We start from the raw sequence: 14,481 nt of genomic DNA on the forward strand, positions 1-14,481 counted from the left end.
ATTACTCATCAAGAGCATCTTCATCTAAGTCTAAGAAAACATCTTCGTCTGTGTCTTCTTCCACATCTACTAATTCTTCGCCTTCAAATTCCTGTTTGGAAAATCCGTGGCTTCCGTAGTCCTCATTGTCATTGCCTCTGGAGTCCCCTTCGATAATGGAACGCATATCTGTGTCACCATAATCAATGTTCTCCATAATTTCAACTTCTGTCATATCTTCTCTAAGAACTCTTACATCAAGTCCTAAGGACTGTAATTCTTTCAAGAGTACCTTGAAGGATTCCGGAATACCCGGTTCAGGAATATTGTCGCCCTTAATAATTGCTTCGTAAGTTTTAACACGTCCGATAACATCATCAGATTTTACTGTCAGGATTTCCTGCAATGTGTAAGATGCACCGTAAGCTTCCAGTGCCCAAACTTCCATCTCTCCGAAACGCTGACCGCCGAACTGAGCTTTACCACCCAGTGGCTGCTGTGTTACTAAGGAGTATGGACCAGTGGAACGTGCATGGATTTTATCATCTACCAGATGATGCAATTTCAGGTAATGCATGTGTCCGATTGTTACAGGGCTGTCGAAGTATTCACCTGTACGTCCGTCACGCAGTCTTACTTTTCCATCTCTTGAAAGAGGAACACCTTTCCAAAGCTCTCTATGCGCTTTGTTTTCGTCTAAGAACTGCATTACTTCAGGTCTTAACGTATCTTCATATTTTGCACGGAATTCTTCAAAGTCTTCTGTGTTTACATAATCATTGGCTAATTCCAGTGTATCCTGAATATCATTTTCGTTTGCACCATCGAAAACAGGTGTTGCAATATTAAATCCTAATGCTTTTGCAGCAAGACTTAAATGGATTTCAAGAACCTGTCCGATATTCATACGAGAAGGTACGCCAAGCGGGTTCAATACGATGTCCAGAGGACGTCCGTTTGGAAGGAATGGCATATCTTCTACAGGGAGTACACGGGAAACAACACCCTTGTTACCATGACGACCAGCCATTTTATCACCAACAGAAATCTTTCTCTTCTGTGCAATATAAATGCGAACTGCCTGATTTACACCAGGAGATAATTCATCACCGTTTTCTCTTGTGAACACTTTTGCATCTACTACGATACCGTATTCACCATGAGGAACTTTCAGGGAAGTATCACGAACTTCTCTTGCTTTTTCACCAAAGATTGCACGAAGAAGTCTTTCTTCTGCAGTCAGTTCTGTTTCTCCTTTTGGAGTAACTTTACCAACCAGAATATCTCCGGCTCTTACTTCAGCACCGATACGGATAATACCTCTTTCATCAAGGTCTTTCAGTGCGTCATCACCTACACCAGGTACATCTCTTGTAATTTCTTCAGGTCCTAATTTTGTATCTCTGGCTTCAGCTTCATATTCTTCAATATGAACGGATGTATAAACATCGTCCATAACCAGTCTTTCACTTAAAAGAACAGCATCCTCGTAGTTATAACCTTCCCATGTCATAAATCCGATAAGAGGGTTCTTACCAAGGGCTAATTCTCCGTTAGATGTTGATGGACCATCAGCAATAACCTGACCTGCTTCTACATGTTCACCTTTTACAACAATCGGTCTCTGGTTGTAGCAGTTGCTCTGGTTACTTCTCATGAATTTTGTCAGATGATAAACATCTTTCGTTCCATCATCATTTTTCATAATAATTTCTTTAGAAGCAGCACATTCTATAGTACCGGCTTTTTTTGCAACAACACAAACACCGGAGTCTACAGCTGCTTTTGCTTCCATACCTGTACCAACTACAGGAGCTTCTGTTGTAAGAAGCGGTACGGCCTGACGCTGCATGTTAGATCCCATCAGCGCACGGTTAGCATCGTCGTTCTGAAGGAAAGGAATTAATGCAGTAGCAACGGAGAACACCATCTTAGGTGATACGTCCATGTACTCGAACATCTGACGTTCATATTCCTGTGTTTCTTCTCTGTAACGACCGGATACATTTTTATGAATGAAATGACCTTCTTCATCCAGCGGCTCGTTGGCCTGAGCAACATGATAAATATCTTCTTCATCCGCTGTCATGTAAACAACTTCGTCTGTTACTCGTGGATTTTTCGGATCAGTTCTGTCAATTTTTCTGTATGGCGCTTCTACAAAACCATACTCATTAATTCTTGCATAAGATGCAAGAGAGTTGATCAAACCGATGTTTGGACCTTCAGGAGTTTCAATTGGACACATTCTTCCGTAATGGGAATAGTGAACATCTCGAACCTCAAATCCGGCTCTGTCTCGTGACAGACCACCAGGTCCTAATGCGGATAAACGTCTCTTATGTGTCAGCTCACCTAATGGGTTGTTCTGATCCATGAACTGAGACAGCTGGGAAGAACCAAAGAATTCTTTCACTGCCGCTGTTACCGGTTTAATATTAATCAGGGACTGTGGTGAAATTCCATCTAAGTCCTGAGTTGTCATTCTTTCACGCACCACTCTTTCCAATCTGGAAAGACCAATTCTGTACTGATTCTGTAAAAGTTCACCAACTGCTCTGATACGTCTGTTACCTAAATGGTCGATATCATCATCTGTTCCAAGACCATATTCCAGATGCATATTGTAGTTAATAGAAGCTAAAATATCTTCTTTTGTAATATGTTTTGGAATAAGTTCGTGGATTTCTCTCTTAATTGCATCCTTGATATCTTCCAGTTCTTCGTTTTCTTCTAAGATTTTTGCAAGCACAGGATAATAAACTAATTCTGTAACGCCCAGCTCTTTTAATTCTTCTTCGCTTAAGTCAATATAATTTCTTATATCCACTGCCATACTGGACAATACTTTGATATTACGCTCTTCACCCTGGATCCACACATAAGGAACAGCTGCATTCTGAATTGTATCAGCCAGTTCCTGACTCACAACAGTACCTGCTTCGGCAATAATTTCGCCGGTTGTCACATCAACAACTTCTTCTGCCAGCATGTGGCCCGCAATACGGTTACGAAGGAGAAGTTTCTTATTGAATTTGTAACGTCCTACTTTTGCCAAATCGTAACGGCGAGCATCAAAGAACATACTTGTAATCAGGCTCTCTGCGCTTTCTACTGCCAGAGGTTCGCCCGGACGGATTTTCTTGTATAATTCCAGCAGACCTTCCTGATAGCTTTCGGAAGTATCTTTTGTAAAGCTGGCTAAAATCTTTGGTTCTTCACCGAACAAATCTATAATTTCTGCATTCGTACCAATTCCTAAAGCACGAATCAAAACTGTAATAGGGACTTTTCTTGTTCTGTCTACACGTACATAGAATACGTCATTGGAGTCTGTTTCGTATTCCAGCCAAGCACCTCTGTTCGGGATAACTGTAGAGGAATACAGGGTTTTACCCAGTTTATCGTGTGCAATTGCATAATAAATACCTGGTGAACGTACTAACTGGCTGACGATAACACGTTCAGCACCGTTAATTACAAACGTACCAGTTGCTGTCATAAGTGGCAAATCACCCATGAAAATTTCATGTGTGGTAATTTCGCCGTTTTCTTTGTTGTGTAATCTTACCTTTACCTTTAAAGGTGCAGCGTATGTTGCATCTCTTTCTTTACACTGCTCGATGGTATATTTCTTTTCATCTTCGCATAAAGTAAAGCCAACAAATTCCAAGCTTAATTTACCGCTATAGTCTGCGATTGGAGAGATATCTTCAAAAACTTCATTTAAGCCTTCGTCCAGAAACCACTGGTAAGAGTCTTTCTGAACCTCAATGAGGTTCGGCATCTCCAGTACCTCTTTCTGGCGCTGGTATGACATTCTCATGGCCTTACCATTAGTTACGGAACGGATTCTGTTTTTCTCCATTGACGTTTCACCCCTTGTATGTTTTAATTTAAATTAATGCAGGAGTCTCTTTTTTATAGACTCCTAGGCATAACTTGCCATAATAGTGCATTTCTCACTATATCACCTTTTGTCAACCATGTCAATAGCTTTCCTTATTTTTTTTCGTAACAGTTCAGCCATGCACAAATCCACAAAAATGGATTGACAAGCTTGCTTGCAACAAGACAATTTTGTTGGATTTGTATATGGCGCTCTGCCATAAGCGAGAATTTGCGCTGCATTGCAGCGTATAGGTGGTGAAACCACCAATTCGAGCTGATATAGCTGAACTGTTACTTTTCCAATGCAACAAACCATTCAGCGTAATCGGCTGCGAAAAAAAGTCTGCATCTTTTCACCAGACGCAGACTTTTTATATTTTTAGATTTTATTTTTCTGTGCCATGACACCCACAGCCGCCTTCTGTATGGCAGCCGCTCTTTTTCGAACAGCAGCCTCCTGACGGACACCCAATACACTTCGTACCACTTTTCTTTGCTTTTACAATATAAGAAACTGCAGCGCCTACTGCCAAAAATAAAATTCCAACCACCAGTAAATTCGCCATACACATTCTCCCTTCTGATTTTTATTTATTCTTATGCATGCAATTTATATTTTGCACCAAATTCTTTCTGTGTCTTTCTTGTCAAAATAACCAAAATACCTGCCATCAGCGCAACTGCAGTTAATCCCGGTGCAAAACCGCTTCCCAACGCGCCTGTTGTAATCAGCGTTCCAATTTGATATACCAGAAATGCAATCGTATAACCTGTACCCAACTGCAAAGCAATGCCGCCCCACAGCCATTTCTTATCCTGCATTTCTGAATTCATCGCTCCAAGAGCTGCAAAACAAGGCGGTGTAAAAAGATTAAACATCAGATAAGCAAGCGCTGCTGTCTTCGTCAATCCCATAACAGCCGCTACTTCATTTCCGCTTCCAACCAATGCCAATTCTTCTGTATCAATAAAATTAGTAAGCCCATAGACAACCGCCAATGTGCCAACTACATTTTCCTTTGCAATAAACCCTGTAATAGCCGCTGCTGCCAGCTGCCATACACCAAATCCCAAAGGAATTAAAAGCATTGCAAAAGGAGATGCAATGGATGCCAGAATAGAGGTGTTTTCCATACCCTCTTCTACCACCTGAAACTGCCAGTTAAAACTCTGCATAATCTGTACCGCCGTATTACACACCAGAATAATTGTTCCCGCTTTTACAATGTACGCTTTACCACGGGACAACATGGAAAGCGTTGCTCTTTTCAGACTCGGAACTTTATATTCCGGAAGCTCTATAATAAAGAAAGATTTTCTAAATTTATATCCTGTAACGCCTTTTACCAGCAATGCACCTAAGAAAATCAACACAATCCCTACCAGATACATCATCGGTCCCACCCATGCCGCATCTGCAAAAAACGCTCCCGCAAACAATGCAATAACCGGAAGCTTTGCTCCGCAGGGCATAAATGGTGTTAACATAGCTGTAGCTCTTCGTTCTCTTTCATTGCGAATGGTCCTACAGGACATAATCCCCGGAATTGCACATCCTGTACCGATCACCATAGGAATAACTGATTTTCCGGAAAGACCAACTCTCTTAAAAATCGGATCCAGAACTACAGTAGCTCGTGCCATATATCCGCAGTCCTCCAAAAGAGCAATGAGGAAATACATAACCATTACCAGAGGCAAGAAACCTACCACAGCACCCACTCCACCAATCATACCATCTACTAAAAGCGCCTGCAAGAATGGATTTGCATTCTCTGCCAATCCTGCAACCCATCCTTGGAAAACTTCTATCCGGCCCACCAGCCAGTCAGCAATCCAGGTTCCCACTGTAGACTGAGAAATATAAAACACAAAAAACATAACAGCTGCGAAAATAGGAATTCCCACAAACTTATTTGTAAGAACGGCATCAATTTTGTCTTGTTTGTTTTTATCCCTTGTAAAGACTTTTCTTTTTTCCACTTCTTTTACAATATTATTCACAAAGACAAAACGCTTTCTGTCTGCCATTTCCACTTCCGCTTTATTTTGGAAATCAATATCTTCCTGAACGTAAGGCGCCTTTTGCTTGTATCCTTTTAAAGATATAGCTTTACTTACCACCTGTTTTAATCCCTCATGTCCTGTTGATGTGGATACTGTCTGAATAACCGGACACCCTAATTTCTCAGATAAAAGATTAACATCAATCTCTGTCTTTTTCTTCTGTGTAATATCGCTTTTATTCAAAGCAACTACCACAGGAATTCCCAGCTCTAAAAGCTGTGTGGTAAAAAACAGACTTCTGCTTAGATTTGTGGCATCTACAATATTAATAAGCACATCAGGATTTTCATTCTTTACATAACTGCTGGTAATACTTTCTTCCGAGGTAAAAGGAGACATTGAATATGCCCCTGGCAAATCCACTGCAAGCACTTCTGCCTCTCCATCCGCATACCCCTTTCTAATCGGACTTTCCTTTTTCTCCACTGTAACACCAGCCCAGTTCCCAATACGTTCATTTCTCCCTGTTAGGGCATTATACATGGTAGTTTTTCCACTGTTAGGATTTCCCGCCAATGCAATTCTCATAATCTTTCTCTCCTTTTAATTAGTTTTAACTAACTTATTCTTTTGAAAAAATTGTGCTACGGCAGGCAGCAACCCACCGCAGTACAACCTCCACTATACTAAAATAGCCTGAGCTAAATCTGTATCCATGTTATATCTGGCATCTTTTAAAGAAACCACACAGCCTCCTTTTCGATGAGAAATCACCGTAACAGGCTCACCGCTGTAACACCCCAGAGAAAACAAGAACGCATCCAGTTCCTCGTCTTCTGTGACAATGCCCTTTACAATATATTCTTTACCTTCTTGAGCTTCTGATAAATTCATACTATTGACACGCTCCATTCTTTTGAGTTATTTGCAACTTACTAAAGTTAGTTTATGCTAATTCCTTATATTTGTCAATAGTTTTTTTCTTTTTATTTCATTCCCATAAACACCGCCTGCTTCACCATCAAACGCTTTGTACGATATACCACTCCCTCTTTCTGCTTTTTCACAGCCGCCATATAAAAGACAACTCCCAGTGCCATCCACATCAAAACAATACTCCATTCATAAACAGACATCGCTGCCGGAGCACCCGGCACATACATTAACAACATAATTCCACAAGATGCTTCTGCTGCAATACCGGTAAACACACCATATTTTACTTTATATGGTCTTGCCATATAAGGCTCTTTCTTTCTCAGTTTAAGGAAAGACGCAGATACAATGAAATAAGCAATTACAATAGCAAAAGCTCCTGCATTAGATAACCAGGTAAGCATATTTTCGCCTAAAAACGGCGCAAGCGAAGTCACTGCGGCAATTAATAAAATAGCATTCACCGGTGTTCCATACTTTTTATGTTTCTTAGCCAGAAATAACGGAAGCATTCCTTCTTCTGCCATCGCACAAATCGCATGACTGCATCCTACATAAAAAGAATTCCAACTGGTAATAATTCCGCAAATACCACCCAGAATTAGAACCTTAGAAGCAATAGCGCTGCCCATATAAGCTTTCTGCATAGCATCAGCAGATGCCATTCCTGATACAGCAAGTTCACTGCTTGTCATAGAAAGGGAAACCCCAAAAATAATCATCGCATACCAGAAGATTGCCATTACAACGGACAAAACCAAAAGTTTTCCTATCTTCTTATAAGGAATATTCATTTCTCCTGCTGCCTGTGGAATAACATCAAATCCCATCAGCATAAATGGCGTCATAACTGCCACCGTAATAATTCCGGCAGCTCCGTTTACAACAGGAGCATCAATGTTTGCCATACTGCCATTTACTGCTGAGCCACCCATTAATGCCAACCCTACAGCTGCAATAATGAAAGTACATACAGTCTGAAGCAATGCTGCATTTTTCGTCCCAAAATAATTCACTGCTGCCACAGACAAAGAGCTGATAACTCCTGCCAGTACCCATGTGGCATAAATATCAGAACCGTTTACTGTATACATATACCCTTTCACATAGCCGGGGAAAAGATACTGCAAAACACTTGGAAAAGCAACTGCCTCAAAGGCAATTACAGCAATATATCCTAAAATCATGCTCCATGTGCAGATAAAGGACGTTTTCTTTCCAAATGCACGTTTAGAAAATTCCTGACATCCTCCATTTCTAGGCATGGCTGAAGTAAGTTCTGCGTAGACCTTTCCTACAAATAAAACCATAATACCGCCTAAAATAAAAGCTAAAACAGCGCCAAAGGTGCCGGCCTTTGTAATCCACTCACCGGACATTACCACCCAGCCCCAGCCAATCATAGCTCCAAACGCAAGAGTGATTGCATCTAATTTTCCCAATCCCTTTTTCTTCATAACCAACACCCACTTTCTTCTGCTAAAACTCTACCTTTCTACATTTGACAACTTTATTATACTTCTAAGTTGTCACTTTTGCAAGATGTGTTTTGCAAAAATAAAAAGAATAGGTTAAAATGTACATATATCAACCACAGAAACAAAAAGAGGAAAAATCATGGAAGGAAAAAAAGAAAAAACAGGAAATATACCAAAATATGAGCAAATAGCAGCAGACATTGCATATCAGATAGTCGAAGGGACTTACAAAGAGGGCGAGAAAATTTATGCCCGCTCCTCTATCGGAAGCAGATATAATGTTTCATCAGAAACTGCCCGGCGTGCAGTCTGTGTGTTGGCAGACTGGGATATTGTAGAAGTAGAAAAAAACAGCGGCGTAATAATTAAATCTATATTAAACGCCAAAAATTTCCTGTCTCAGCATCAGCAAACACAGTCCATCTATTCACTAAAAAGTAAAATTATGGATAGCGTGGAACGTCAAAAACAGGAAAATAAAGAATTGCAGAAACATTTAACAGAACTGATTGAGCAAATAGAATGTTACAGGGCAACGAACCCATTTATTCCACACGAATTAATTATTTCAGAAGAAACACCTTATTTAAACAAATCCATTGCAGAAGTTAATTTTTGGCAGGAAACTTTCGCCACTGTCATTGCAATAAAACGAAATGGAACTATTATTATGTCTCCGGGGCCGAAAGCCGTATTTCGCTTGAATGATATCTTTTATTATACCGGAAACGAAGACTGTTACAGAAGGGTACAGGAATTTATGTATCCGGAAATAGGACGCAATTTCCTACACAATAATAAAACAAAACCCCATTGTCCTTAAGACAATGGGGTTAAATAATTCATTCAAATTATTTAAGAGTAACTTTAGCACCTTCTGCTTCAAGTTTTGTTTTGATTTCTTCAGCTTCTGCTTTAGATGCACCTTCTTTTAATACTTTAGGAGCTCCGTCTACAACTTCTTTAGCTTCTTTTAATCCTAAACCTGTTGCTTCACGAACAACTTTGATAACTTTAACTTTGTTTGGTCCAACTTCTGTTAATTCTACATCGAACTCATCTTTTTCTTCTGCTGCTTCTGCTGCACCGCCTGCTGCTGCAACTACAACACCTGCTGCTGCAGATACACCAAATTCTTCTTCACAAGCTTTTACTAATTCGTTTAATTCTAATACGGATAATTCTTTGATAGCTTCAATAAATTCAGCTGTTGTTAATTTTGCCATTATTATTTACCTCCAATTTTTCATTTATAAATTATTTTTCTCTGCCTTATAGGCTTTTCATACAAACTGCTTATTAAGCCTGCTGTTCAGCAATCTGATTAAGCACACGAGCGAAGTTTGTAATAGGTGACTGGATACTTCCAAGCAATTTTCCAAGAAGTTCTTCTCTTGAAGGAACCTGGGAAAGTGCTTCGATTCCTGCCTTATCGTAGTAAGCGTTTTCTACAACACCTGCTACTAATTCCAGTGTTGGAACTGTTTTTGCGTATTTAGCAAGGATTCTTGCTGGTGCTGTTGCGTCTTCTGCACATACAGCTAAAGCATTTGTTCCTTCTAAATGCTGGCATAAATCTTCACAAGCTGTTCCTTTGAATGCAAAGTTCATCATTGTGTTTTTGTAAACTTTGTAAACAACTCCAGCTTCTCTTAATTCCTTACGCATCTGTGTATCCTGTTCAACATTGATACCTTTGTAGTTTACTAAAACTACAGCTGCTGCATCTTTAATGCTGTTGGAAATCTCTTCTACGACAGGTTTTTTAAGTTCTACTTTTGCCATGAATTAGTGCACCTCCTTGTTTTTTTAGGCTGCGCTGCTCAAAATTAAGAAAACCTCTTTGCACAAGACAAAGAGGTTCAAAATCAATCTTATCTATAAAGAATGAATGTTTCCTCGGCAGGCGTTTTTATCCTTATGCCTTGCGGCACCTGCTGTCTTCGGCAGCTATTCCTTTGATAAGGTAACATATTTGCAGTTACTTGTCAACTACTTTTTTATCTAAATTTTCAACTAAATTCTGCTTTAAATACTCTATTCTTTCCTGATTATTTTTCAAAATTTCAAGTTGTCTATATGCCTTTTCTCTTAAAATTTTTAACCTGTCGAGTTTCGGTACTTTCTGTCTTATCAAATCAGCATTCGTATCTTCCAGATTGATAAGAACTACCAACTCCTCCGCTGAAGCAAAATCTCTGATATTGCATGCACCTCCACTAATGCCCTTTTCTTGTCTCCACTGTGCCGCTGTCTTTCCAAACAATGCCATATTAAGAATATCTGCTTCAGATGCATATGTATAAGCCATTTCCTGCGAAGATAAAGTAGGCGTAATCAAAAATTCTTTTACTGCATCCGTATGAATACGATAATTAATTTTTGATAGCTCTCTTTTTACGTCCCAGCCAATCGCAAGCCGTTCTGCTTCTGCTTTCTTTAACCGCTGATAATCTTTAATAATATAAAGTTTAAATTCTGGTGAAATCCACGAAGCAAATTCAAAAGCAATATCAGTATGAGCATAAGTGCCTCCGTATCGCCCTGATTTTGACACAATACCAATTGCATCTGTCGCCTTTATCCATTGCTGTGGTGTCAAGGTAAACGCATTTTCTCCTGACTCTGCTTTAAACCTATCGAATTCGATAGGTTTCAGACTGTAGACAACTAACCTCCAAAATAGTTGTCTACAGTCTGAGCAGAGAGTCTATACTCCCCGCTTCCATTTATCACAATCCATTATCTTGCAAAACAAAATCGCTACTATGGTACTTACTGCAGTTGCCACAATCCCCGGTCCTACAATCGCCGTTGGATTGACACTTCCATACTGACTTCGGTAAGCAATAATATTCACCGGTATTAGCTGCAAAGAAGAAATATTTAAAATCAAAAAAGTACACATTTCATTACTTGCAATACCCTTCTTCCTGACAATTCCCAAAGCTTTTCCCTGCCTTCTGTCATCTTCCAACCTGCTTAATTCCTCCATTGCTTTTAACCCAAAAGGTGTGGCTGCCCACCCAAGTCCTAAAAAATTAGCAATCATATTTGAAGAAATAAACTCCATTGCCTTATGCTCCATAGGAATTTGAGGAAATAAAAAACGAAGAACAGGTTTCATAGCTCTTGTCATTCGATCTACCAGTCCGGAAGCTCTGGCAATTTCCATAATTCCTACCCACATTGCCACAATCCCCGCCATTGCTATACACAAAGATACCGCTTCCTTGGCAGAAGAAAGTGCCGCATCTGTTACTTTACTCATATTTCCTGTAGCAGCTCCATACAAAATCCCAACAAGAAGCATCATACCCCAAAGAATGTCCAGCATACATCCTCCAAACACACTTTTTCTTTAAGATATGTAAAAAATAAGCACCTTATTCACTGTCTTTTTTATCTTCAGAAGAAGTTTCCTGTGCAAGACGGTCTCCCGCCTCTTGTGCCTTTTCACTATACTCAGAAAGTCTCTGAAAAATCTTTTCTTTCTGTTCACCTTCTGCTAAAACAGGCTGATAATTATTATACCCTTCCTGATAGGCCGAAGAAATTTTACACGGAAGAATATTGGTTACATTGTCTTCCTGCAATTTTCCATCTTTAACCGTAAAAGTCTGCTGGAAAATCATAGTATCCATATCACTTGGTGCTGAATTTCCCCCGAAGCAGAAATTTCCCAGACTGTATACAATATCCTTGCCTTTATATTCCTCAATCCCCTGTAACACATGCGGATGATGACCTAAAACTAAATCTGCTCCGTTATCAATAGCCGTATGGGCAAGTTCAACCTGAACATCGTTTGGAACATTCTCTTTTTCCTGCCCCCAGTGAAAGCTTACTATAATAATCTGTGCTCCCTGTTCTTTTAAAGAAGCTATATTATCCAGCATATCCTGTTTACACTCTATATGCTCTGCCAGCTCATAAACTCCTGCCAGCCCTACTTTCACGCCTTTTATATCCATAAGGGCAGTCCGCTCGTACCCGAAAGATTGAATTTCTTCTGCATCAAGAGCTGCTATTGTATCCTCATGACTTTTTTCACCATAATCAAAACTGTGATTATTTGCCAGATTTGCTGCTTCTACAGCTCCTGAGGTAAGAATTTTTGCATATTCAGCATCTCCTTTAAAGGCAAACTGCTTTGGTTCTCTGGTAGTCTCTTCTGTTAAGGTTCCTTCCATGTTCACAATAGTCAAATCATCCTGAGCAAAAACAGGCTGTACATTCTGAAGAAAATATGACGGATCCTGCACCGCATCATACTTCCCTTTAAAACTTCTGCTGTAATTAAATCCTTCATCTGTTCCTAAAGTACAATCCCCTGCTGCACTGATTGTAATAGTAGTTTCCTGCACTTCAGGTGTCTTCTTTTCTGTTTTTGTCTCAGACTGTAATTTTTCTGTTTTTGTTTCAGGCTGTGGCTTTTCTGTTTTCGGTTTATTCAAACCTTTTGCAACAAGTGTTCCACCTAAAATAGCCAGAAGAATAATATCGGTAGTTATAATCAGCTTCAGACGTAATTTTTTCTTTCGTTCTTCTCTCTTCATATCTCTTTCCTCAGTGCTTTGTTTCTTATTAATCCTGATTTAAAAGTGCCTGATATACATCACGTTTACGAATTCCCCTGTCCTTTGCCACCTGTTTCATGGCATCCTTATGGTTCATTCCTTCCCCTTCATAAATGGCCAGATGTTCCTCTAAAGACATATTCTCCCATTTCTGACGCTCTTCTAAAATCAGCTCCTCTCTGGAACGCCCTTCCAGAACCATAACACATTCTCCTTTTGGAGGATTTTCTTTATACCATACAATTGCCCGGGATAAAGTATCCCGTAAAACTGTTTCATGTTTTTTTGTAAGTTCACGGCATAGAGAAATTTTCCTGTCTCCCAGCGCATCGTAAAGCTCCTCCAGAGTTTTTACCAGTCTGTGAGGCGCCTCATATACAATAATTGTCCTAGTTTCATTTTTCAATTCCTGTAAAATACAGGATCTCTCTTTTTTATCAGAAGGCAGAAAAGCCTCAAAAGCAAAACGCCTTGTGGGAAGTCCTGACAGAGTCAATGCAGTAATACAAGCTACTGCTCCCGGAAGAGATGTAACCTCTATTCCTGCCTCGCAGCACATTGCCACCAATTCTTCCCCCGGGTCAGAAATCCCAGGTGTTCCGGCATCAGTAATCAGCGCAATATTTTTGCCCTCCAAAAGCTGCTCCACTAAATATCTGCCCTTGTCGAATTTATTGTATTCGTGATAACTTGTCATAGGCGTCTTAATCTCAAAGTGATTTAATAATTTAATACTGTTTCTGGTATCCTCCGCTGCAATCAAATCCACCTCTTTTAAGGTTCGCAGCACTCTATATGTAATGTCTTCCAGATTTCCAATCGGTGTGGCACATAAATATAATTTTCCACTCATTCCGTCACCTCCTGCCCATAAATCTTCTGTATTTCCTCCGTATAAATTCCCGGTTTTTCATATACAATCAGAGGTTTTTCCACAATCATACGGGATTTTCCCCCTCGTAACCCTTCAATCAATACCATATTCGGCTCTTTATCCACAAAAGGATATACCAGTCTCATTCTTTTAGGTTCAAGATGATACTTTACCATAACAGACATAATTTCTGCCAGACGAAATGGTCTATGCACCATATAAAATCTCCCTTTGGGCTTTAAGACTTTTGCTGCTTGAGAGATAATATCCTCTAAATTACACAATGTTTCATGTCTTGCAATTATTTTAGCCTTATTACTGCCCGTAAGTCCATGATGCCCAATCATATATGGGGGATTTGTGGTAACAACGTCAAAAAAAGCCCCTCCATAAATAGAAGCGGACTCTTTAATATCCCCTGTAGTAATCGTTATATCCTGCTCCAGATGGTTATACACAATGCTCCGCCTTGCTCTGTCCGCACTCTCCTCCTGTATCTCAAGCCCTGTAAAATGCTCTCCCTTTGGATATCTTGCTTTCAGTAAAATGGGGACGATACCTGTACCCGTCCCCATATCCAATACTCGCTCTCCTTGCTTTACCTGGGCAAACCAGGAGAGAAGCACTGCATCAATTCCAAAGCAAAACTGCTGAGGATTTTGTATCAAACTATATCCATTTTGGAGGTCATCCAGCCGTTCTCCTTCTTGAAGTATCTTCTCCATAATTGTGAATG

The 14,481-nt window shown here is 39.9% G+C and carries 13 protein-coding genes and 1 other annotated feature; of the genes, 1 reads left to right on the forward strand and 12 read right to left on the reverse strand.

Annotation, left to right across the window (positions count from 1 at the left end):
* Nucleotide 1: 1 nt before the first annotated feature.
* The 5 genes from rpoB to BQ7352_RS03475 all read right to left on the reverse strand — a co-directional run bounded on the left by rpoB (nucleotide 2) and on the right by BQ7352_RS03475 (nucleotide 8,270).
* Complete coding sequence (gene rpoB, locus BQ7352_RS03455; RefSeq protein WP_072447016.1) at nucleotides 2–3,847, reverse strand: DNA-directed RNA polymerase subunit beta; 3,846 nt, start codon at nucleotides 3,845–3,847, stop codon at nucleotides 2–4.
* A 409-nt stretch (nucleotides 3,848–4,256) separates the two neighbouring features.
* Nucleotides 4,257–4,436, reverse strand: coding sequence for a FeoB-associated Cys-rich membrane protein (locus BQ7352_RS03460; protein ID WP_072447018.1), 180 nt, complete (start codon nucleotides 4,434–4,436; stop codon nucleotides 4,257–4,259).
* A 31-nt stretch (nucleotides 4,437–4,467) separates the two neighbouring features.
* A complete protein-coding gene (gene feoB, locus BQ7352_RS03465; RefSeq protein ID WP_072447020.1) occupies nucleotides 4,468–6,465 on the reverse strand; it encodes a ferrous iron transporter B in 1,998 nt (665 codons plus the stop codon).
* Between the two features lie 93 nt (nucleotides 6,466–6,558).
* A complete protein-coding gene (locus tag BQ7352_RS03470) occupies nucleotides 6,559–6,771 on the reverse strand; it encodes a FeoA family protein (protein WP_072447022.1) in 213 nt (70 codons plus the stop codon).
* A gap of 92 nt (nucleotides 6,772–6,863) precedes the next feature.
* Nucleotides 6,864–8,270 carry an APC family permease gene (locus BQ7352_RS03475; RefSeq protein ID WP_072447476.1) on the reverse strand — a complete coding sequence of 469 codons (1,407 nt, stop codon included), beginning with the start codon at nucleotides 8,268–8,270 and terminating at the stop codon, nucleotides 6,864–6,866.
* Nucleotides 8,271–8,430: 160 nt separating this feature from the next.
* On the opposite strand from BQ7352_RS03475, the gene BQ7352_RS03480 reads away from it, so the two are divergent.
* Nucleotides 8,431–9,114, forward strand: a complete 684-nt coding sequence (locus tag BQ7352_RS03480; RefSeq protein WP_072447024.1) for a GntR family transcriptional regulator — start codon at nucleotides 8,431–8,433, stop codon at nucleotides 9,112–9,114.
* A 28-nt stretch (nucleotides 9,115–9,142) separates the two neighbouring features.
* On the opposite strand, the gene rplL is transcribed toward BQ7352_RS03480, so the two are convergent.
* From rplL to BQ7352_RS03515, 7 genes are all read right to left on the reverse strand, one after another.
* A complete protein-coding gene (gene rplL / locus BQ7352_RS03485) occupies nucleotides 9,143–9,517 on the reverse strand; it encodes a 50S ribosomal protein L7/L12 (protein WP_003022211.1) in 375 nt (124 codons plus the stop codon).
* Nucleotides 9,518–9,590: 73 nt separating this feature from the next.
* A complete protein-coding gene (gene rplJ, locus BQ7352_RS03490) occupies nucleotides 9,591–10,076 on the reverse strand; it encodes a 50S ribosomal protein L10 (protein WP_072447025.1) in 486 nt (161 codons plus the stop codon).
* A 38-nt stretch (nucleotides 10,077–10,114) separates the two neighbouring features.
* Nucleotides 10,115–10,256 (reverse strand) — a sequence feature (ribosomal protein L10 leader region).
* 16 nt (nucleotides 10,257–10,272) lie between these two features.
* Nucleotides 10,273–10,893 (reverse strand): KilA-N domain-containing protein, encoded by a 621-nt coding sequence (locus BQ7352_RS03495; protein WP_330390359.1) that lies wholly within the window; start codon nucleotides 10,891–10,893, stop codon nucleotides 10,273–10,275.
* A gap of 108 nt (nucleotides 10,894–11,001) precedes the next feature.
* Nucleotides 11,002–11,628 carry a nucleoside recognition domain-containing protein gene (locus BQ7352_RS03500; RefSeq protein ID WP_072447027.1) on the reverse strand — a complete coding sequence of 209 codons (627 nt, stop codon included), beginning with the start codon at nucleotides 11,626–11,628 and terminating at the stop codon, nucleotides 11,002–11,004.
* A 49-nt stretch (nucleotides 11,629–11,677) separates the two neighbouring features.
* Nucleotides 11,678–12,850: a CapA family protein gene (locus BQ7352_RS03505; protein ID WP_072447029.1), complete on the reverse strand. Its 1,173-nt coding sequence runs from the start codon at nucleotides 12,848–12,850 to the stop codon at nucleotides 11,678–11,680.
* A gap of 28 nt (nucleotides 12,851–12,878) precedes the next feature.
* Nucleotides 12,879–13,724, reverse strand: coding sequence for a 16S rRNA (cytidine(1402)-2'-O)-methyltransferase (gene rsmI, locus BQ7352_RS03510; protein ID WP_072447031.1), 846 nt, complete (start codon nucleotides 13,722–13,724; stop codon nucleotides 12,879–12,881).
* Nucleotides 13,721–14,470, reverse strand: a complete 750-nt coding sequence (locus BQ7352_RS03515) for a tRNA1(Val) (adenine(37)-N6)-methyltransferase (RefSeq protein WP_072447033.1) — start codon at nucleotides 14,468–14,470, stop codon at nucleotides 13,721–13,723. The genes rsmI and BQ7352_RS03515 overlap by 4 nt, the downstream gene beginning before the upstream one ends.
* Between the last annotated feature and the right edge of the window lie 11 nt (nucleotides 14,471–14,481).

It is taken from the genome of Blautia sp. Marseille-P3201T (genome assembly GCF_900120295.1).
Lineage (GTDB): Bacteria > Bacillota > Clostridia > Lachnospirales > Lachnospiraceae > Blautia.